This is a genomic window from Phycisphaeraceae bacterium (assembly GCA_019454185.1).
Classification (GTDB): domain Bacteria; phylum Planctomycetota; class Phycisphaerae; order Phycisphaerales; family UBA1924; genus JAHBWV01.
This window is the reverse complement of sequence record CP075368.1, coordinates 1,318,614-1,340,201: the sequence shown is the minus strand read 5'-3', so window position 1 is coordinate 1,340,201 and position 21,588 is coordinate 1,318,614. Positions and strand designations below refer to the sequence as shown.

The window sequence follows — 21,588 nt, the reverse complement described above, 5'->3', positions numbered from 1 at the left end:
AGCCCGAACGCGTTGCCCTTCCAAGTGCTGCCACGACCGGCGTACGGGGCTTATTGACCCCGTGTGGGAGCCCCGATCGCCTCGATCAGCGGGCCGAGGTATTTCTCGTAATTCCGCCAGCGTGCGACAGCGGACCGATAGACCGGCAGCCGCACCTGATCGATGCTGCGGGTCATCGCGACCTTCTTCTGCGACTCGTGCCGGAGCATCCTCTCGTCCCACTTCAAGCCGAGGAACTCGCACATGCGACGTGCGTGGCCAGAGGCATCTTCGACGTGCTCCTCGTAGCGAATCTCAAGGCGTGGCATGTCGAGGACTCGCGACCAGTGATCATCGAGTCTCGCGGCGTCGCGATAGAAACGCCCGAGCCAGTCCGGCCGATCGCAGTACGGCGCGAGCGCCCCCCGGAGTTGGAACAAGCATGAGAGGCACGTATCGATCGGATCGCGCACACACTTGATCACGCGCGTGCCCGGGCATGCGAGCCCGATCAGGCCCATGTACAGCATGTTCACCGGGAGCTTGTCGATCACAAACGTCGCGTCCAGCGAGGTCTGGTTCAGCGTGCGAGCATGCGCCGCACCGGCGGCGTGCAGGACCGCGGGGTCGATGCGTGCCGGGTCGCCGATGAACGGAACGCCACCGACTCGTGTGTCCGGCCAGATCTGTCCCGTCGCGAACTGGAACGTGTTGAGTTCGCCCGCGCTCGCGACGCTCGGATGCGACGAGAGCACCTGCTGCACGAGTGTCGTTCCCGAACGCCACATCCCCACGACGAAGAGACCTCGGGAACGAGGTCGGTCCGCGAGATGCAACGCCGCGATGCGGTCGCTGCTCCACGCCATGATCGCGTCGTCGACCGCTTTGCTCACTGCGTCCGGGTCGTACCCGTTCCCGCTCTCCGATTGTCTGGCTTCAGCGAGGTCGGCCCATGCCCTGTCGTACTCTCCGGCTCCGTCGAAGATGTCCGCCCGGGCAAAGAGCATCGTGCGCCGAACCGGCAGTGGTAGCGACGGATTCTCGAGTGTGCGGGTCAGGAGGTCGATGGCCTCGGGCGACCGGCCGACCCTTCTGAGCGAGTTCGCGAGCCGATGGATGACCGCGTGGGGCGGGCCGATCTCAACCAGCGGCGAGAGCAGTTCGATCGCCTTCTCATGCCGACCGGCGATGGCGTGGGCAACGCCCCGAAGAACCGCGATCTCAACGCGCCCCGGCGCCATCCGATCAAGGGCATCGATCTGAGGCATGGCCTCGTCCGGGTGTCCCGCGTGGACGAGCGCGTAGGCCCATTCGTACATCAGGCCGGGGTTCCGATCCATCTGGGATCGAAATGGAGAAAGCAGGTCGCGGGCCTCGTTGTGGTTTCGCTGGTAGTTCAGAGCCGCTGCCGCGATCTGTGCCGCGCCGGGATGCCCTCGCCTGATCTGAAGTGCCTTGAGCGCGACCTGGAGGGCTTGCCTGGCATCTCCCGAGCGGAGACTGGCCGCCGCCGACGCGACCAGCCGGTCCGGATCTGCGGGGTGAGCGGGGTGGTTCATCGGGCTCAGAGTAGCGTGAGGGCCGGTCCGCATCCAAATAGGACCGTGCAACAGATCGGTTTCACTTGCATACGCTCGGTCGCATGGCACGAGTGCTGATCAGCGGCGGAAGGGTGATCGATCCCGCATCCGGCATGGACATGGTCCAGGATGTTGCGATCGAAGATGATCGCATCGTCGAGATCGGCGTGAAGCTCGCCAAGTCCGCCGCGGATCGCGTCATCGATGCCAAGGGCAAACTGGTTGTGCCGGGCCTGATCGATCCTCATGTACACCTGAGAGAGCCGGGGGCCGAGCACAAGGAGACCATCGATTCGGGCACGCTGGCGGCGGCGATGGGGGGGTTCACAACCGTCTGCTGCATGCCCAACACGACTCCCGCGCTCGACACGCCCGAGATGGTCACATTCGTGGATGGCCGTTCCCGCTCGACGGCCCACTGTCGCGTCTACACGGTTGCCGCGGGCACGAAGGGGCGCCGGGGCGAAGAACCCTCTGAGATCTCGCTCTTGGCCAGGGCGGGCGCGGTCGGCATCAGCGATGATGGAGACGCCATCGCGTCGGCGGGAGTGATGGCGCGTGTGCTCACGATGACCAAGCAGGTCGGGCTGGCGTTCATGCAACACTGTCAGGATCCGACACTGACCGTCGGAGCGTCGATGCACGCAGGCGAAGTATCGGTAAGACTCGGCCTGGGCGGCTGGCCCCGCATCGCCGAAGAACTGATCATTGAGCGCGACGTACGCCTCAATACCGCGATCGGCTGCCGCTACCACGTGCAGCACCTCTCGTCTTCGGGAAGCGTTGAGATCGTGAGGCGTGCACGAGCTTCGGGGCAACCCGTCACGGCCGAGGCCTCGCCCCACCACCTGCTGCTGACGCACGAGGCGGTCGGCGGCGCAGATGGTTTCGCGTACGACACGAACGCGAAGATGAATCCACCTCTCCGCGAGGCGAGCGATATCGCTGCGATCAAAGCTGGTATCGCGGACGGAACCATCACCGTTCTGGCGACAGACCACGCGCCTCACAGCGTCGAGGAGAAAGCCCGCCCGTTCGAAGAGGCCCCGTTCGGGATTGTCGGGCTAGAGACCGCGCTCCCGCTGTATGTGGAGTCGCTCGTCAAGGCCGGCGTGATCGACTGGCCCAGATTGATCGCCATGATGACGGTTGAGCCCGCGAAGCTCTGCGGGCTCGATCGCATCGGGCTCGGCACCCTCGCGATGGGTGGGCCGGCGGATGTGACGGTGATCGATCCGGAGCAGGAATGGACGATCCGGCTGGAGGATCTCGCGGGAAAGAGCCGCAACACGCCGTTCCTCGGAAGGCGAGTCGCTGCAAGAGTGGTTCTGACAATGGTCGGGGGCCAGATCCGCCACGAGCGGAGATAGACGAGCCGGATTCGCTTGCAGACATTGAAAACGCTGCTTTCGACCCCCTAGCGTTCAGTTCGGCCATTCACTCGCTATCCGGCGGCATATCGCCGGTCATACATCAGGGGAGTCCTCATGGCAATCCGCATCGGCATCAACGGTTTCGGTCGCATCGGTCGCCTCGTTTACCGTATCGCATCGGCGAACCCCGACATTGAGATCGTCGGCGTCAACGACCTTGTGCCCGCCGACAACCTCGCCTACCTCCTCAAGTACGACACCATGCACCGGCGCTTCACGATCGGCGGCAAGCCCGCCTCGATCGAGTCGACCGAGAACTCGTTCACCGTCAACGGACGCACCACGAAGACCTTCGCAGAGAAGGACCCCTCCAAGCTCCCGTGGAAGGAACTCGGTGTTCACTACGTTCTGGAATCCACGGGCCTCTTCACTGACTTCGAGAAGGCCTCGGCACACGTCGCTGCTGGCGCGAAGCGTGTCGTGATCTCCGCGCCGACCAAGAGCGAGCCGGCACAGGTGCCGACACTCGTTCTCGGTGTCAACCAGGAGTCATACGACCCCTCGAAGCACACCGTCGTGAGCAACGCGTCGTGTACGACAAACTGCCTCGCGCCCATCGCAAAGGTCATCAACGACGCATTCGGGCTCGAAGAGGGCCTGATGACCACCATCCACGCGGTTACGGCGACGCAGCCGACGCAGGACGGCCCCTCGAAGAAGGATTGGCGAGGCGGGCGCAACGGCTATCAGAACATCATCCCGGCGAGCACCGGTGCCGCGAAGGCCGTCACGCTCGCGATCCCGGCCCTCAAGGGCAAGCTCACCGGCATGTCGTTCCGCGTGCCGACGGCGGACGTGTCTGCAGTCGATCTGACCTTCCGCACCGCCAAGGACGCATCGCTGGCCGATATCAACGCCGCGATGAAGTCCGCGGCGGGCGGCGCGATGAAGGGCGTCCTCGCGTACACGGACGAAGAGGTCGTGTCGAGCGACTTCATCGGCGACCACCACTCGTCGATCTACGACGCGAAGGCAGGAATCGAGCTCAACAAGCGGTTCTTCAAGGTCGTCTCGTGGTACGACAACGAGGCGGGTTACTCGGCCCGTTGCGTGGACTTGATCAAGCTCATGGCCTCCAAGGACGGCGTGAAGTAAGATCAAGTCGTGCACACCGCTCCGCCTCCACACTTTGTAGACGATGGCAGGACGCTCCGCACGGAGCGTCTTGCTTTGCGCCCCTGGCAGGAGTCTGATCTCGAAGCGATCGTGGCCCTGAACGACGATCCCGAGATCGAACGAAACACCACATCCGTGACGCTGCCATACACGCGCGAGAAGGGGATGGAGGCGTTAGCCAAGTTCGCTCGCTCCGGGGCGGACGGCTCCGGAATCACCCGCGCATGGTGTCTCGTGGGATCAAACGAGCCCGTCGGCGGCGTCGGTCTGATGCTCAACGCCAAGGACAACAACGCCGAACTCGGCTACTCAACCAGACGCGACCATCGCAAGGCCGGATACACCACCGAGGCCTGTGCCGCGATGCTCGACTGGGCATTCGGCGACCTGGGTCTGCACCGCGTCTTCGCCAGACACTTCACGTGGAATCCCGCGAGCGAGCGCGTCATGGACAACCTCGGCATGCTCCATGAGGGCGTGCAACGCGAGCACGGAAAGAAGGGGGATCTCTACTTGGATCTCTGCTGCCACGCGATCCTGGCCAGCGAATGGGCACAGAGGCAGAGGCGATGATCGCAACGGGAGAAACACCGCCAGAGCATGACAACGGCTCTCCTCCCGGGGAATGGCCGAAGCACGGCGTCTCGTTTCGTGAGGCGATTCGCACGTGGTTGTACGTCGGTCTGCTATCGTTCGGCGGGCCCGCGGCACAGATCGCCGTGATGCACCGGGTGGTCGTCGATGAGAAACGCTGGATCGGCGAGCAACGCTTCCTTCACGCCCTCAACTTCTGCATGCTCCTGCCCGGGCCGGAGGCGATGCAGTTGGCGACTTATATCGGCTGGCTGATGCACCGCACACGCGGCGCGCTCGCTGCCGGCCTTCTCTTCATTCTTCCGGGTTTCGTCTGCATGCTCGCGCTCGGCGTGCTATACGCGAGTTCAAGCCGGTACGGGCTTGTCGAGTTGCTCTTCTACGGCGTGAAACCCGCCGTGGTGGCGATCGTGGTACAGGCCGTGATCAGGATCGGAGGACGCGCCCTGCCGAGTCCCGCGATGGTCGCAGTGGCCGGCGCATCGTTCGCCGCCCTGTTCTTCTTCCGCGTGCCCTTCCCGGCTGTGGTGATCGGCGCGATCCTCACCGGTTTGATCGGCGCTGCGATGTGGCCCGAGACCTTCAAACCCTTGTCAGGGCACAAGGGAAAGGCGATGGGCACCGACACACATCCGCTTCTGCCCGATGATGCCGTGCTGCCGGTCTCTCGATCTCCGCTCCGTGCGATGCGCGTCGCGGCTGTGTGGCTCGTCATCTGGTTTGCCCCGCTCGCCATCGCTGCCGCCTTGTTCGGTCCCCGAAGCGTGATCACGACGTCCGGTCTCTTCTTCAGCAAGGCGGCCGTGGTCACGTTCGGCGGGGCCTACGCCGTGCTTGGATATGTCGCGCAGCACGCGCCCGAGGTCGGATGGGTCACAAGGGGCGAGATGCTGGACGGGCTGGGTCTGGCGGAGACGACGCCCGGTCCACTGATCCTCGTGCTCCAGTTCGTCGGACATCTCGGGTGCTTTCGTCATCCGCCCATGGAGATCGACGGCGCGATGCTGCCGCTCACGCCGTTCTGGTCGGGGCTGGTCGGCGCGACCCTCGCGACGTGGATGACCTTCGCGCCCTGCTTCATGTGGATCTTCCTTGGAGCACCATACATGGAGCGGCTGCGCCACAACCGCCGACTTGGGTCGGCCCTCGCCTGCGTGACGGCGGCGGTCGTGGGCGTCGTCCTTGCCCTCGCACTCTGGTTCGCCACCCACGTCTTCTTCCGCGCTTCGCCAATCCCAGTTCGCTTCGGGCCCGTGCGATTCGACGTCCCAACTTGGGCCTCGTTCGACCTCTGGTCTGCGGGGCTTGCATTCCTCGCGGCGTATCTGATCTTCAGGTTGCGGTGGGGGCTGTTCGCCGTCGTCGGCACGTGCGTTCTCGCGGGAGTCGCGGTGCGGCTAGCACTGATGGTCCTTCACTGGAACCCCGACTGACGCCGCACCCTACCATTCGCCCCTTATGCCATTGACCCAACTCGAGCGTGAGATCTCAGCCGCGGTTCAGGCCCGCCGCGATGCACTCTTTGCCGACCTCAAGCACCATGTCGAGATGCCGACGGGCGGCAACAACGCCGTCGCCCTGGATGCCTCACGAACTCTCCTCCTCGATCGCCTCGCACGCATCGGCGCGACGACGACTCTTGTCCCTGGCGATCCGAAGCCCGACTGGCTGCTCGGCGCGTCCGGTGGTTATCTTCCGCCGACCGGTATCGCGTCTCGCATCGCATCCGACTCTTCGCAGCCGCGCATCCTCATCGCGGGACACCTCGACACCGTCCACGATCCCGCCGGGCCATTCCAGAAACTCACGGTCAACGCGGATGGGAAGACTGCGATAGGACCCGGTTGCGTAGACATGAAGGGCGGCATCGTGATCGCTGTTGCAGCACTCGAAGTCCTCCACGAACTCGGATTCCACGCGAACTGGTCGTTCCTCCTCAACTCCGATGAGGAGACGGGCAGTTACTACTCCGAGCGAGCGATCCGCGACGCCGCACGCAATCACGATCTCGCGCTCGCGCTCGAGCCCGCGCTGCCGGATGGCTCACTCGTGGTCGAGCGAGCGGGATCCGGACAATTCAAAGTTGAGACCTACGGAAAGTCGGCCCACGTGGGACGAGACTTCACATCCGGTGTCTCCGCGGTCACGGCTCTGGCCCGCACGCTCGTCGCGCTCTCAGAACTTCCCGAGCCCTCCCGCGGGATGATCGTGAATGTCGGTCCCATCAAGGGTGGCGAGGTTACGAACGCTGTACCCGACTTCGCACAGGCATGGGGGAACGTGCGGTTCCCGAATCCCGAGGGATGCGAGGAGCTCGCCCGAAAGGTCGACGCCCTCGCTACGCCTGAGAACGCGCCCCCCGACACACTGCCACGCATCGTCATCAAGCGTTCCTTCAACCGTCCAGCCAAGCCGCTCACGCCCGGAGTTCAGTTCCTGGCGGACTCGGCCAAAGGCGTCGCTGAGGACCTCGGCCAGAAGATGCCGTTCGGGAAAACGGCGGGTGTCTGCGACGGCAATATCCTGCAGGACGAGGGAATCCCCTGCATCGACACGCTCGGTGTTCGTGGGGGTGGGTTGCACACGCCGGATGAGTGGATCGACCTGTCGAGTCAGGTCGAGCGTTGCTCACTCCTTGCAATCCTCATCGCACGCCTATCCAGTTCCGATCGGGCTCGCTTCGGCACCGGCGTCTGACCGATCCAACAATGGCCTGTACGCGAGTGAGTCGAGCAAGACAGGCACAAAGAACGTCCGAGAACCGCGGCAGCCGCGCCCACGCGATCGTGCCGCCTGAGAGGGATCCATGACACCGGCTTCTTCAACCCCATCGCTTTCGCCCGCCGCAGACAAGATCAACAACCAGAACACCCAGGCGTCCCAGCCGGTCGGGCGTCAGTTGATGAGCTCGCCCGCGATCCGCTCGTCAGTCGATGCGATCGTTTCAGAGGTAAGGGCCAAGTCCGCTCTGATCACCGATGCAAAGGGTCCCTCGCCAGATTGTGTGAAGTCATACGACGAGATGATGGCTCGCGCCGCGGCGGTCCGAGGTCGTGGCCTGCTCTACCCCTACATCTCCTCCGGCGTCGGGAACGGAGCACTCGTCGAACTCATGGACGGCTCGGTCAAGTGGGACATGATCTGCGGCATCGGCGTCCACTTCTTCGGCCACTCGGAGCCGGATCTCATCCGCGCCGCCGTCGAGGCCGGCGTTGAGGACACACTCAAGCACGGCAACCTCCAGACATCGAACAGCGCGTTCGAGTTTGCTGAGACGCTGCTGACCGAAGCCCAGAAGAACTCGCGATTGAAGCACTGTTTCGTCTCGACCTCGGGCGCCATGGCCAACGAGAACGCGATCAAGGTCTGCTACCAGAAGCACGCCCCGGGAGCAACTCGCGTCCTCGCCTTCCAGGATTGCTTCATGGGCCGGACAGTGACGATGTCGCAGCTCGGCGACTCCGCCGCGGGACGTGTCGGCATTCCGCTTTCGACGCAGGTCGATTACATGCCCTTCTACAACCCCGTCCTCGCCGATCGCATGGGCGAGACGAGGTTCATCGACATGTGCCTCGATCATCTCAGACAATACATCGAGCGCTACCCCGGCCAGCACGCGTGCTTCATCTTTGAGCTGGTCCAGGGCGAGGGCGGCTTCAACGTCGCGCCCCGTGACTTCCACAAGGCCCTGATGGAAATGTGCAAGTCGCACAACATCGCGGTCTGGGACGACGAGATCCAGTCATTCGGGCGAACACCCCGAATGTTCGCCTACGAGCACCTCAACCTCGGCGAGTACGTCGACGTGCTCTGCGTCGGCAAGATGACCCAGGCGTGCGCAACGCTCTACACCGAGCAATACAACCCCAAGCCCGGCCTGCTCTCCGGCACCTTCACCGGCGCGACCGCCGACTTCAAAGTCGGCACCCGCGTCATCGAGAAGCTCCGTGATGGAAGCTACTACGGCCCGGACGGCCTGATCGAACGCCACCACGCAGAGTTCCGGCGTCAGATGCACGCCCTCATCGCCAAGCACCCCGACTGGTTCCCCGCGAACCCGAAAGTCAAGGAGATGGTCTCCGGCTGCGGCGGCATGATGCGATTCACGCCGTTCGGCGGCGACAAGGACAAAGTCATGAAGGCATGCCGCGCCTGCTTCGATGAGCACGTCCTGCTCTTCTACTGCGGGCACGGTCCGTACCACGTGCGGATGCTCCCCCCGCTCGGCGTCATGAAGATGGAAGACTGGCCCCGAGTCATCGAGTGCCTCGAACGCGGCCTCGCGAAGGCCGCCGCGTCCTGATTCCCTGCTCCACAGATACATCTTGGTGGCACCGCTCTCCAGAGCGGCGCGATTGATCGAAGAAACCGCACACACCCGAAAGCCAACCCGTGTTCATCATCCGACGCGCGATCCCGAACGATGTCCCGACCCTCCTCAAACTCGCGAGGATGGTCTACTTCATCAACCTCCCTCCGGACAACACCATCATCGGAGAGAAGGTCCAGTGGTCGCGTCAGTCATTCCTCCTCGCGTCCGAACTCGAAACGGGAGCCGGCAAGGTCTCCGCCGGAAAGCGGACCGACCCGAGCGCGGGCCACCACGGAACAATCTCCGCGGGGCTGCGCGCGATCACGGGCAAGGCGCCGCTCTTCATGTTCGTGCTCGAAGACACGGAGAGCGGCACACCCCTCGGCACCTGCCAGGTCGTCTCTCGAATGGGCGGCCCCGGCCATCCCAACCTGTCGTACCAGTTGACCCGCAAGGAGATGTTCTCCTCTGACCTGCAGGTGGGAACGACGCACGTCGTTGCGAAACTCCACCTCGACGAGTCTGCTCCGACGGAGGTGGGGGGGCTGATCCTCCAGCCGTCCATGCGCTCGCACAGGCAGCGCCTCGGCCGCTTTCTCTCCTACATCCGCTTCCATTTCATCGGCCTGTATCCCGAACTGTTCGCCGATCGCGTGCTCGCGGAGATGATGGCCCCGATCTCTCACGACGGGCAGAACCCCTTCTGGGAATACTTCGGACGACGGTTCATCAACCTCTCCTATCCCGAAGCCGATCGCTTCTGCCAGCACAGCAAAGAGTTCATGCTCTCGCTCCTGCCGCGCGAAGAGATCTATCTGACGCTGCTGCCCGCAGAGGCCAGGAGCGCGGTCGGTCAGGTCAGCCCGGAGACCGTCCCCGCAAGGCGCATGCTCGAGAAACTCGGCTTCAAGTACCACAACCGCATCGATCCGTTCGACGGTGGACCGCATCTCGAAGCAAAGACGTCCGACATCGAGATCGTCAAGAAGACGATGCGAACCGTCCTCGCCGACACGATCGCGCCCGATGCGTGCACCATCAGCGGCTACGCCAGCATCCTCACGAGCGATGGCGACTTCCGCGCTGTCGAGACCCCGATGTCGATCGACAAGCAGGGACGAGTCCGCATGCCGCATGACGCGGTCGAGGCGCTCAAGATCGAGCCGAAGGACTCGGTCGGCATCACACCGATCGACACGCTCCGCGCCGCCACGCCACCGAAGTCCCAGCCCGCGGCACGCAAGGGACGCACCCGATCCAAGGCCCGGTCATAAACGAGCCTCGCCTCCAAGTCTGTCGCGAAGGCATTCGCATGAAGCACCCGTCACTCACCCGCGAGCCATCAAACCTCATCGGCGGACGGTGGATTCCGGCTCCGGGCGACTCGGTCCGCTCGTTCAATCCCGCGCGTCCCGATCAGGTCGTATTCAGTTCTTCATCAAGCATCGCGCACCTGCACGAGGCCGTCGCCGCCGCGCGAGCCGCGCTCCCCGCGTGGTCATCCTGGTCTCGCGAACGCCGCTTCGCAGTGCTCCAACGTTTCAAGTCGCTCGTCACCGCACGCGCCCAGCAGATCGCCGACCTGATCTGCGACGAGACCGGCAAGGCCATGTGGGACAGCAAGGGCGAGGTCTCTGCTCTTACGAACAAAGTGGACATCACGCTCGACGCCACGCCGACCGGCGCACTCGCCCGCGTCACCGGCGTCGAGTTTGCGATGACCCTGACCAAGCAGGGCAAGTCGTGGTTCCGGCCCCACGGCGTCATGGCCGTCCTCGGCCCCTTCAACTTCCCGGCCCACCTTCCCAACGGCCACATCGTCCCCGCCCTTGCCCTCGGCAACACCATCGTCCTCAAGCCCTCCGACAAGGCCCCGGCAACCGGCCAGTTGCTGATCGAGCTCTTCCAGGAAGCGCTCGACGCCGAGAACGCGCCGCCCGGCGTTGTGAATCTCGTGCAGGGCGGCGCGGATGTCGCATCCGCTCTCTCTTCTCATAACGACATCGACGGCATCCTCTTCACCGGCTCCTGGCCAGTCGGCCGCCGCATCATGGAAGCGAACCTCGATCGCCCAGGTCGCATCCTCGCCCTCGAAATGGGCGGCAACAACGCCGCCGTCATCATGCCCGACGCCGACCTCAAGCAGGCCCTCGTCGAGTGCGTCCGCTCCGGCTTCGTGACCACCGGCCAACGCTGCACCTGCACCCGCCGCGTGATCGTCCACGAATTAATCGCACAGAAGTTCATCCCCGCATTCTGCAAGGCCGCATCCAACCTCATCATCGGCGACCCGCGCGCGTCCCACCCCGTCTTCATGGGCCCGATCATCAACGGGCAATCCCGCGACGCCGTCTTCGCCTTCCAAAGGTCACTCCAGAAAGCCGGCGCGGAGATCCTCGTCCCTTCGACGCCCATGGACACGCCCGAACGCGGCTTCTACCTCACGCCCGGCATCGCCCGCGTCGATCGATTCACCCTCGCCGGCGAATCCGACCTGCACGCCGGTCGCGATGCCGGATGCGATACCGAGGTCTTCGGCCCCTTCGTCCGCATCTGCGTCGTCAAGTCGCTCGATGAAGCCATCGAGCAGGCCAACACCACCCGCTACGGCCTCGCGGCGTCCATCTTCACGAAAGATCAATCCGCCGCCGAGCGTTTCTTGTTCGAAGCCCGCGCCGGCTGCATCAACGTCAACACAGGCACCGCGGGCGCATCCTCAAAGCTGCCATTCGGAGGCCTCGGCCTCTCCGGCAACCATCGCCCAGCGGGCGCGTTCAGCGTCGACTACTGCGCATACCCCGTCGCGGGCATGATCGAAACCGGTCCCGACGCCCCCCTCCCCAGCGGCATGACGATTGACGACAAGTGGCTGGCGTAGGGGCGTCCAGAATTATTTTCTTCGGGCGCTCAGCCGCTCCGCGTCCTTCGTAGCAATCTGTGGCGGCACGCCCCGTGGATCCTCTGCGGGCATGATCGTCGTTTCTGATCCGCTACCGCAGGAGCGATTCGATGCGCAGCACCACCTCCGCGATCCAGCACCTCTCCCTCGTGGCTTTCGGCCTCTCCCTCGACTTTGGGCACGCCCTCGCAGACCCCCTCCCCCTCACACTCATCGCCGCGAGCAATCAGCAGGCGCCCGGTTACGACACCGGCATCACCTTTACCCACTTTGACCAGCCCCGTATCACCTTGTTTGCCAGTCAGCCCACATTGACATTCTGGGCCCGTGTGGCGGGACCCGGCATCGACGCCACCAACAACGCGGTCATCTTCGGCAACCGTGGCGGCTCGCTCACCCCCATCTACGCGACCGGCTCCGTCGCCCCCTGGTACACCGCCACAACCTTCAACGCTCTCTTCAATCTCGCCACCAACTCCAGCGGCCAGATCGCCCTCGGTGCGGTCGTCGCTGACACCGGCCTCCCTCCCAACTCATCCCTTGAAGCCAAGAATGCGGGCGTCTTCGTCGAATCTTCACCCGGCACGCTCGTGCCCCTCGCACGCGAGGGCGAGCCCACCGTTCCCTTCCCGTCGATCATCTGGAACAACATGTCCGCTCCATCGATCACCGACGGCGGCACGGTCTCCTTCTGGTCCGGCACACCGGGCGTCATCTGGTCCGCGAGTGTGGGGGGTGGAGGGGGTGGGGGGGGCGCATCATCACCCGAGCCGCTCTACATCCCCGGCATCACCCTCCCCGGGCTCGTACCTTCTGAGATCATCAATCACCTGTCGCCCCACACCCTCGGCCCCGACGGACAGATCGCGTTCCACACGCAAATCACCGAAGTCGATCCTCGCTTCCCCACCCGCGCTGCGCTCTGGCTCGATCGCGATGGCAACGGCTCCGCACTCCCCCTCGCGCTTGCGGGCACACCCGCTCCCGATGGCGTCTCGCTCTACAGCCGCCCCGCATCCCGTGCCGCCATCAACATCCACGGCGATACCGTCTTCCACGCGCTGCTCGATGCCTCGGGCGTCAAGCGTCAGACGCTTATCTTCGACTCCGCGTCATCTCAGTCCATCGTTGCTCGCCAGGGCGACCCCTGCACCGCACTCCCCGGCGAAGTCACCTTCAACACGCTCTCAACCCTTCCCGCCATCAATGCCTGCGGCAGCATCGCCTTCCACGCCACCCTCGCCGGTAGCTCGACCGACCCTTCCAACAACGGCGCGATCTTCCTCAGCACTTCCGACGGCTCGCTCACCTCGCTCCTCCGTGAGGGCGACTCGATCGCGGATCTCCCCGGCTATGTCATCACCGCGCTCGCCGATCCGCTCCTCTTGGACTCAGGTGCAGTTGTCGTCATGGCTCACGCAGTTGATGCCACGGTCGCTAACTCAGGCCGCCAAGCCCTGCTGGCCGTCACACCCACGGGCGATGTCCGGCTCATCACCTCTGTCGGTCAGACCATCGACATCGCCCCCGGCGACACACGCACCATCCAGTCAATCCTCTGGTCTACAGACCCCGTCGGCGCGGGACACGCCCAGACCGACGCAGGCGGCCAGATCGCCCTCGTTCTACACCTCTCCGGCGACACCCACGCCCTCGTGACAACCATCCTCCCCTCGCCCGCCGACCTCAATGCCGACGGCCAGATTGACATCATCGATTTCCTTGATTTCATGGACGCATTCTCCTTCTGCGAGAACCAGCCGGCTCCATGCTCCGACCTCAACCTCGACCTCGACGGCAGCGGCACCATCGACATCCTCGATTTCCTGAGATTCTTCCAACTCTTCGGCGGCGGCTGCTGAATGCTTGGCCACGTCGCCTAAGCACTTGCTGACACTGCCCTTACACGCTGCCGTTCCGCCGCGACATCCCACCGCTTGACATGTCTCACTGACAGACAGTTGTCAGTGACGCGCTTCTCCACACTGCTGCTCGCTTTGACGAGCCGCCGATGTGGTTGTATCGTCTTCACCAGTCAGGCCCGCGTCCGACGCCGCCCCTGATCAACGAATCCGGATCGTGTTGATCCAGATCGTGCCCCGCGTCGGGACCCGTCGCGCCCGCACCCCTCACCCGCCCGGCAGATCCGAAAGTCAAGACCTAAGAGTCAACGGCTTCTTCGCGATCTGACGCTCGGTCCAGGGAACAAGCGGCCCCGCACGGCAGCAAAGGAGCGTGCCGCATGGCTCGCAGTTCGTCTACGTCCGCCCAGATCGAAAGCAAGTCCGAGTCCAAGAGCAAGTCCGCCAAAGGCGACGCTCAAAACGCCCATTCAAAGCCCAAGGGACCCGAGCCCATCACGGTCGATCGTGAGAAGGCCGCGGCACTCGATCGCGCCCTCCAGCAGATCGACCGCAACTTCGGCAAGGGCTCCATCATGCGCCTCGACGAAGAGGCCTACCTCAACATCCCCGGTATCTCGACCGGCGCGCTCTCCCTCGATCTCGCCCTCGGTGGCAAGGGCATCCCGCGCGGTCGCATCGTTGAGATCTTCGGCCCGGAATCATCCGGTAAGACCACGCTCGCCCTCACCGTCGCGGCCAACGCGCAGAAGAAGGGGGGCGTCGCGGCCTTCATCGACGCCGAGCACGCCCTCGACCCCTCCTGGGCCCGCAAGATCGGCGTCAACATCGACAACCTCCTCGTCTCACAGCCCGACACCGGCGAGCAGGCCCTGGAGATCTGCGAACTCCTCGTCCGCTCCAACGCAGTCGATGTGATCGTCGTGGACTCCGTCGCGGCTCTCATCCCCAAGGCCGAGATCGAGGGCGAGATGGGCGACAGCCACGTCGGCCTCCAGGCACGGCTGATGTCGCAGGCGATGCGCAAGCTCACCGGCGTGATCGCACGCTCCAACTGCACCGTCATCTTCATCAACCAGATACGCGAGAAGATCGGCGTGATGTTCGGCTCGCCCGAGACCACGCCCGGCGGCCGTGCTCTGAAGTTCTACTCCTCCGTCCGCATCGACATCCGGCGCATCAGCGCGATCAAGGATGGCGACACCAACGTCGGCAACCGCGTCCGCGCCCGCGTCGTCAAGAACAAGGTCGCGCCCCCCTTCAGAGAGTCCGAGTTCGACATCATGTTCAGCGAGGGCATCTCCGTCACCGGCGATGTGCTCGACCTGGCGATCGAGGCCGAGATCGTCCAGAAGTCCGGCGCGTGGTTCAGCCGGGGCGAGGTCCGCCTCGGTCAGGGCCGCGAGAACTCCAAGCAGTTCCTGAAGGACAACCCCGACCTGCTCGACGAGATCCGCCGCGCTCTCCTCGCGGCCAAGGTCCCGCCCCGCGTGACCACCCCCGTCGGCAACGAGGCCGTCGAGGAATCCGAGGCCGAACTCGAAGTCTGAGCCGGCGGCTCAAATGAGGCCCGAGCGCGAGCGAGGGCGTGGCCTTCGGGTGCCAAGATGCGGCACGAAGCACAAAAGGGAGCCCCGGGCGCAAGCCCGGGGTCTTTCCATTCCGCTTGTGGCTCGGCACTTGCCGATTCCCGCATGACGCGCGCCTACAACCCCGCCGCGATCAACCTCGCCTGCTTCATGTGCAACGCCTGATGAAACGCCGGGAAGCACGCCCACGTCGTCGCAGGAAGTTCCCCAAACCACGGATGCACATGCCCCACGCCGCTGCGACGGATCGGGCCGGTGTCCGCCAGCACAGACTCCAGCGCAACAATCGAACGATCGAGCGCGGCCAGCGACGCATCAGGCGCGGCATCGGGGCTCGGCTTGTAGTTCGCCGTCCGCACTTCAATCGTCCCCCGCTCGTTGCGCGCCAGCGAACCGAGCGTGATCGCGATGTCGCTATTCACCCGGGCCAGATGATCGGCAACCATCGCGAGCGAGTAGTTCGTCGAACTGCTCTCAAGCCCGGGCAGCCGTTTGATCTGCACACGCGTCGTGGCTCGATCCGCCGCCGCATCGAAGAGAGCACGCAACTCGCCCTCCTGCTCGCGAAGCATCTGGCAGGTCCGCTCCGGAGGGTTCCTACGGCACCACCGCCCGATCAACCAACGAGCAACAAACCGCTCCACCGACGGAATGCCTGTCTGCTGTGCCATGCCGCCACTTTCGTACACGCCCGCACCTCCGATTCAGCACGCAGACGACCATCTCAACATCCCCGATCCGATGCCTCAGCCGGGCGAACTCCCTACCCTCTGGCCGCATGACCACGCCAACCGATACCACAGCCAAGACCCTCAAAGACCACGTCACCGCCTACCTCAAGGAGGAGGCCAAGATCAAGCTCGGTGGCGGCACAAAGGCCATCGAACGCCAGCACGAAAAAGGCCGCCTCACCGCGCGCGAACGCGTCGAGAAGCTCATCGACCCCGGCTCCTCCTTCCAAGAGCTCGGCCTCTGGGCCGCCCACAACATGTACGCCGAGTACGGCGGCGCGCCCGCGGCAGGCGTCGTCACCGGCATCGGCTCCGTGCAAGGCCGTCTCTGCATGATCATCGCCAACGACGCGACCGTGAAGGCCGGCGCGTTCTTCCCGATGACCTGCAAGAAGATCATCCGCGCCCAGACCATCGCCCACGCGGCGCGGCTGCCCCTCATCTACCTCGTTGACTCCGCCGGCGTCTTCCTTCCCATGCAGGAGGATGTCTTCCCCGACACCGACGACTTCGGCCGCATCTTCCGCAACAACGCCGTCATCTCCGCCGATGGCATCCCCCAGATCGCCGCGATCATGGGCTATTGCGTCGCGGGCGGCGGCTACCTCCCCGTCCTCTGCGACACCCTCCTCATGACCGAGGGCTCGGGGCTGTACCTCGCCGGCCCCGCGCTCGTGAAAGCCGCGATCGGACAGCAGGTCACCGATGAGGAACTCGGCGGCGCATCCATGCACGCCTCCATCAGCGGCACCATCGACTTCAAGGAGCCCGATGACGATGCGTGCATCAGGCGGGTGCGCGAACTGGTGGGCAAGTACGGCGCGGAGTCACGGAGTCACGAGGTTGCTAAGCCACGCGTGACCGCGACGGCCCGGAGCGGCGAGGACCTCTTCACGCTCTTCACCGATAAGCCCGGCACGCAGTACGACGTCAAAGAGATCATCGGCTGCCTCGTGGACTCGCGGGCCTTTGGTGGCACCGCTCTCCAGAGCGGTGATTCATCCTCCACTCTGGAGAGTGGAGCCACCAGGAACCCCGACTTCGATGAGTACAAGGCCGATTACGGCCAGTCGCTCGTATGCGGCTATGGGAAAATCGGCGGCCACGCCTGCGGCATCGTTGCCAACCAGAAGAAGATCACCCAGCGCCAGATGCCCGGAGGCAAGGCCGGCCCCTCCAAGTTCACGAACATGCCCGGCGTCATCTACGACGACTCCGCCGACAAGGCCGCACGCTTCATCATGGACTGCAACCAGCGAAAGATCCCCATCATCTTCCTGCACGACACCACGGGCTTCATGGTCGGACGCGACTCGGAGCAGGGCGGCATCATCCGCGCCGGCGCCAAGATGGTCAACGCCATGTCCAACTGCATCGTCCCCAAGATCGTCGTCGTCCTCGGCGGCTCCTACGGCGCGGGCAACTACGCGATGTGCGGCCGGGCCTTCGACCAGTTCCTCTCCTTCGCGTGGCCGGGCGCCAAGTGCGCCGTCATGGGCGCGAACCAGGCGACCGGCGTCCTCGCCACCATCGAAGAAGCCAGCCGCAAACGCAAGGGCGAGACCATCGACGACGAGACCCACAAGCAGATCCTCGCCGCAGTCCACGCCGGGTACACCGAGCAGGCCGACATCCGCCACGCCGCCGCGCGAGGATGGGTCGATCGCATCATCGAGCCCCACAAGACCCGCGACGAACTCATCGCCGCCCTCAACGCCGCCGCTCAAGGGTGGGACTACACCAAGCCCTTCAAGACGGGGGTGTTGCAGACGTGAGCAGGTATCATCTGATGAATGTCTCTGTTTACGCAGAGTCGCCGGAGCAATTTGCGAAGTCTCACGATCGCAAGTTCGAGAAGGCAGTATCGAAGCGAATGGCAGAGCTGGCACTTATGTCTAGGGCATTCAACTGGGAGTCGAACGACCAGTCAAGGGCGGAAGCGTCTGAGTCCGTTCGCCACAAGTTCACTGAGAGGTGGGGTACCGATCGATTATTCGGCTTCTTCGCTATCTATCTGGACAACGGAGAAATTGAGGTCGATGTCCATAAGCACACAGCTCGGGCCTTTACGAAGCGAGCGCGACTGGAATACCGGGAGGTTGCTTACCGCATTTGGTCGCTCGGCACTTGCCATCCCGACGCGGACGACGCTGGCGCGTGGCTATTGGATTCGCTGAAGACATCCTTACCCAGGTACTTTCCGGGCAGGTGGGTCGACTGGGCTTCTGTCGAACTCCTGTTCAAGCACATCTCGTGGAAGGCAATGATGACGTGCACGCTACGTAACCAAACCTGACGCCGTTTGGATCCACAGGCCCAACGGGCCGCCCTAGCCAGAGCCCAGGGCACGGGAGTGCCGAAGGCACGACCAACGCCCTGGGTACACGACCACCCTCCCATCCTCTTCCTTCTTCTACCGAAGCCCTGTAGGGGCGACACAACCGATCTTTGACAATCGATACCATGCCTCTATGCCACAATCACTCGCGCAGATCTACATCCATTCCATCTTCTCCACCAAGCACCGGCTTCCGATCCTTCACGACGACGTTCGTGAATCACTGCATCGGTACGCCGCGACGGTGCTTAAGTACATCGAGTGTCCACCCGTCCTGATCAACTCCGTCGATGATCACATCCACATCCTTCATGAACTCGGGCGCACGATCTCGGTCAGCGACGCGGTTCAGGAGGTCAAGACGTCCACCTCGCGCTGGCTCAAGTCCCAGTCCGCGCGACTCTCCGACTTTGCGTGGCAATCCGGTTACGGCGCGTTCAGCGTCTCATGCTCAAGCGTTGATGCGGTCCGCGCCTACATCGCCGATCAGCGTGAGCATCATCGAACCACAACCTTCAAGGACGAGTTTCTCGCGTTCCTCGAACGGCACGACGTGGATTACGACGCTCGCTATGTGTGGGACTGATGCGCTCAATGGTGTGCCGCCCCTTCAGGGCTCGCTGAACTGAGAATGAATGGAGCGGGGCCCGCTCGTTCCCGGGGCGTAGGTCGCCGCTTCGCGGCTCCCTTGCCCCGGGCTCTGGTTGGAGCGCCCCGTTGGGGCTTCTGCTTCAGCATTCTCACATCCGCGACCGCACCGTTGGCCCACAACGAGTGACTTGAAGGCCCAACGGGCCGCTCTAGCCAGAGCCCAGGGTGAGCGTGTCGCGAAGCGACCGCGTAACCCTGGGAAACAGGTGCCGCGCAGCGGCATCCTTTGAACGCCTTTGAGTCGCAGTCGGGCGCAGCCCGATGCGACTGAAGCGTCCGCCCGAGCTGCGGCCCGCGCCCTACCAACCGCACACCCACAGACTTCGCACTCTGAGTACACTCTCTCTCGTACCACCCAGCACACTTCAACAGGACTCCTCACCATGGCAGTTTCAGGCACCAAGGGCAACAAGAAGGGCGGCCAGCGCACCAATACCACCAGCGCCAGCGGCCGGAAGACCCGCACCCCAACCACGCCCTCCGGCAAGGGCAGCCGCGTCGAGCCCTCTCACCTGACTGAGAAGGCCCGCGAGGTCCGCGCCCAGAAAGCCGCGACGCAGAAAACGGCCCCAAAGAAAGCCGCCCCCAAGAAGGCCGTCAAGAAAGCCGCGAAGAAGTAGCCAGCCATCGCATGCAACAGAGGCGATGCCGCATGAACGTCTTCGATCGAGTGCGACAGGACGAGGCGAAAGGCGACCTCGCGTCGGCAAAGAACCGTCTTTGCTCGCACGTCGTCACCACCCGCTTCGAACCTCACATCTGCGAGCAGATCGCCCGCATATGCGTCCGCATGCAGGACCCCACCGAGGCTGGTCGCTGGTACTTCCTGTGTGACTCGGTCGATGCCGAATCGGCCCCGTGCATCGAGACGTTCCGCGCGGCTCACGCGCACCGACCCGCACAGATCCTCTCGCAACTCCCGCGTGGCATCCAGCACAAACCGCTGCAGGACTGGACGCCCTCAGTCGGTGAGCGGCTCCAGAAGATCGGCTTCAAGCATCTTCCCACTCGCGGCGAACAGCCATCGCGAAGCACGTTGACAGATAACCTCTACCCGCTGGGATGCGCCATCTTCTTTCTCGTCGGGATCGCGCTCGCGTTCATCGGCCTGCGCACGGTCGTCGGTTGGCTGAAATGACCCTCATCCCTTTCCTGAGCCCGATCGCGCGATACGCTCCCGCCATGCACCACCGCATCGCCGCCTTCATCTTCGCGTGCTCCTCGACTGCCCTCATCGCGTCTGGCTCCATGTACGCCGCGTCCTCGCGGGCTCTCTCCGCCGAACACGTCGCGACCATCGCGCATCAGCCGCAACCAACACCCACGCCCGACGCCTGGTACGAGCCCGAGATCCGCGCCTTTGAGGCAGCCGACAGGGCTTCACCCCCCGACCCCGGCCAGGTGCTGTTCATCGGCAGTTCCAGCATCCGCATGTGGAAGTCGCTGGCGGAGGACATGGCGCCCGCGCCGGTGCTCAAACGCGGCTTCGGCGGCTCGACAACCCCCGACGTCCTGGCGGTCTTTGATCGCATTGTCCGCCCCTACGCCCCGAGCATCATCGTGTATTACTGCGGAGACAACGACCTTAGCGGCGACAAGCCCGACGCCGAAGCCGCGGCAGAGGGATTCCTCTCGTTCGAGCGTCTGGCACGTGAAGCGTGGCCCGATGTCGAGGTGATGTACATCGCGATCAAGCCGAGCATCGCACGCTGGCGGAACTGGGAGGCGATGCGCCGCGCCAACAGCATCGTGCGCGACCACTGCGAGCAGACACGCGGCAGCACGTTCCTCGATATCGCGACCCCGATGCTGACGCCGGAAGGAGTGCCCGATCCGTCGCTCTTTCTCGAAGATGGACTCCATCTGAACGAGAAGGGATACGCCGCATGGAAAGCCGTCATCCGCCCTGCCGTCACCGACGCATGGAGCCGGGTCCAGAAACGCCGCGACCAATGAACCGAGTCGACAAGACGTGACGCATCTGCGGCGTTCCGCTCAGCCGACATCGCCCCGAGTGCGCCTCGCAGACTCATTCTTCCACATGCGTCGTGTCTCGAACGCCGCGATGTCCGCGATCGTGGTGGTGCGGAGGAACTCCTGCTGCGCGCTCCGGTGCGATGTCCAGAACTGATGGCATGGACACGCCCTCTCCTCAGAGCACGCGCTGACGCCGAGCATGCACCGCTGCTCAACGGCGGGGTCGTCGAGTGCCTCGCAGATGTCGAACAGCGAGATCTGTGACGGCGCCCTCACGAGCGTCACGCCTCCTCCCACGCCGCGCTGCGTGCTGACAAGCCCCTTGCGAGCGAGGGCCTGCACGATCTTCGCGAGATAAGCGGGGGGGATGCCCGCGGCATCGGCGATCTCTTTCACGAGAACGGGCTTGCCGCCCGCCGCAGCAATATGCCCCATCGCGGTTGTCGCGTAACCCGTCGCCTGGCTCAGCATGGGCGCACCCTTAGGATCTGCATGCCCATATTACGGACAAAAGGAGTTCGAAGTCC

The 21,588-nt window shown here is 64.2% G+C and carries 18 protein-coding genes; 15 read left to right on the top strand and 3 right to left on the bottom strand.

Annotation, left to right across the window (positions count from 1 at the left end):
- Positions 1-50: 50 nt before the first annotated feature.
- Positions 51-1,538 carry a sulfotransferase gene (locus tag KF838_05690; protein QYK49344.1) on the bottom strand — a complete coding sequence of 496 codons (1,488 nt, stop codon included), beginning with the start codon at positions 1,536-1,538 and terminating at the stop codon, positions 51-53.
- Between the two features lie 83 nt (positions 1,539-1,621).
- On the opposite strand from KF838_05690, the gene KF838_05685 reads away from it, so the two are divergent.
- The 10 genes from KF838_05685 (at position 1,622) to recA (ending at position 15,325) form a co-directional block, all read left to right on the top strand.
- The gene (locus tag KF838_05685; protein ID QYK49343.1) at positions 1,622-2,929 is read left to right on the top strand and encodes a dihydroorotase; all 1,308 of its coding nucleotides are present in this window, start codon (positions 1,622-1,624) and stop codon (positions 2,927-2,929) included.
- A gap of 117 nt (positions 2,930-3,046) precedes the next feature.
- Positions 3,047-4,087, top strand: a complete 1,041-nt coding sequence (gene gap / locus KF838_05680) for a type I glyceraldehyde-3-phosphate dehydrogenase (GenBank protein QYK49342.1) — start codon at positions 3,047-3,049, stop codon at positions 4,085-4,087.
- A gap of 9 nt (positions 4,088-4,096) precedes the next feature.
- Entirely contained in the window at positions 4,097-4,681 is a 585-nt protein-coding gene (locus tag KF838_05675; protein ID QYK49341.1) for a GNAT family N-acetyltransferase, read from the top strand.
- A complete protein-coding gene (chrA, locus tag KF838_05670) occupies positions 4,657-6,135 on the top strand; it encodes a chromate efflux transporter (GenBank protein ID QYK49340.1) in 1,479 nt (492 codons plus the stop codon). The genes KF838_05675 and chrA overlap by 25 nt, the downstream gene beginning before the upstream one ends.
- 25 nt (positions 6,136-6,160) lie before the next feature.
- A complete protein-coding gene (locus tag KF838_05665) occupies positions 6,161-7,399 on the top strand; it encodes a M20/M25/M40 family metallo-hydrolase (protein QYK49339.1) in 1,239 nt (412 codons plus the stop codon).
- A gap of 109 nt (positions 7,400-7,508) precedes the next feature.
- Positions 7,509-9,005, top strand: a complete 1,497-nt coding sequence (locus tag KF838_05660; GenBank protein QYK49338.1) for an aminotransferase class III-fold pyridoxal phosphate-dependent enzyme — start codon at positions 7,509-7,511, stop codon at positions 9,003-9,005.
- 89 nt (positions 9,006-9,094) lie between these two features.
- Positions 9,095-10,288, top strand: coding sequence for an arginine N-succinyltransferase (locus tag KF838_05655; protein QYK49337.1), 1,194 nt, complete (start codon positions 9,095-9,097; stop codon positions 10,286-10,288).
- A gap of 38 nt (positions 10,289-10,326) precedes the next feature.
- A complete protein-coding gene (locus KF838_05650) occupies positions 10,327-11,892 on the top strand; it encodes an aldehyde dehydrogenase family protein (protein QYK49336.1) in 1,566 nt (521 codons plus the stop codon).
- A 131-nt stretch (positions 11,893-12,023) separates the two neighbouring features.
- A complete protein-coding gene (locus KF838_05645) occupies positions 12,024-13,775 on the top strand; it encodes a hypothetical protein (protein ID QYK49335.1) in 1,752 nt (583 codons plus the stop codon).
- 380 nt (positions 13,776-14,155) lie between these two features.
- Positions 14,156-15,325, top strand: coding sequence for a recombinase RecA (gene recA, locus KF838_05640; GenBank protein QYK49334.1), 1,170 nt, complete (start codon positions 14,156-14,158; stop codon positions 15,323-15,325).
- Between the two features lie 155 nt (positions 15,326-15,480).
- On the opposite strand, the gene KF838_05635 is transcribed toward recA, so the two are convergent.
- Positions 15,481-16,035 (bottom strand): DinB family protein, encoded by a 555-nt coding sequence (locus tag KF838_05635; protein QYK49333.1) that lies wholly within the window; start codon positions 16,033-16,035, stop codon positions 15,481-15,483.
- Between the two features lie 107 nt (positions 16,036-16,142).
- On the opposite strand from KF838_05635, the gene KF838_05630 reads away from it, so the two are divergent.
- The 5 genes from KF838_05630 to KF838_05610 all read left to right on the top strand — a co-directional run bounded on the left by KF838_05630 (position 16,143) and on the right by KF838_05610 (position 21,040).
- Positions 16,143-17,870 carry an acyl-CoA carboxylase subunit beta gene (locus tag KF838_05630; GenBank protein QYK49332.1) on the top strand — a complete coding sequence of 576 codons (1,728 nt, stop codon included), beginning with the start codon at positions 16,143-16,145 and terminating at the stop codon, positions 17,868-17,870.
- Between the two features lie 696 nt (positions 17,871-18,566).
- Complete coding sequence (gene tnpA, locus KF838_05625; GenBank protein QYK49331.1) at positions 18,567-19,019, top strand: IS200/IS605 family transposase; 453 nt, start codon at positions 18,567-18,569, stop codon at positions 19,017-19,019.
- Between the two features lie 448 nt (positions 19,020-19,467).
- Positions 19,468-19,704, top strand: a complete 237-nt coding sequence (locus KF838_05620) for a hypothetical protein (GenBank protein QYK49330.1) — start codon at positions 19,468-19,470, stop codon at positions 19,702-19,704.
- A gap of 11 nt (positions 19,705-19,715) precedes the next feature.
- Positions 19,716-20,222 (top strand): hypothetical protein, encoded by a 507-nt coding sequence (locus KF838_05615; protein ID QYK49329.1) that lies wholly within the window; start codon positions 19,716-19,718, stop codon positions 20,220-20,222.
- Between the two features lie 44 nt (positions 20,223-20,266).
- Entirely contained in the window at positions 20,267-21,040 is a 774-nt protein-coding gene (locus KF838_05610; GenBank protein ID QYK49328.1) for a hypothetical protein, read from the top strand.
- A 39-nt stretch (positions 21,041-21,079) separates the two neighbouring features.
- On the opposite strand, the gene KF838_05605 is transcribed toward KF838_05610, so the two are convergent.
- Positions 21,080-21,532, bottom strand: coding sequence for an Rrf2 family transcriptional regulator (locus KF838_05605; protein QYK49327.1), 453 nt, complete (start codon positions 21,530-21,532; stop codon positions 21,080-21,082).
- Positions 21,533-21,588: the final 56 nt, after the last annotated feature.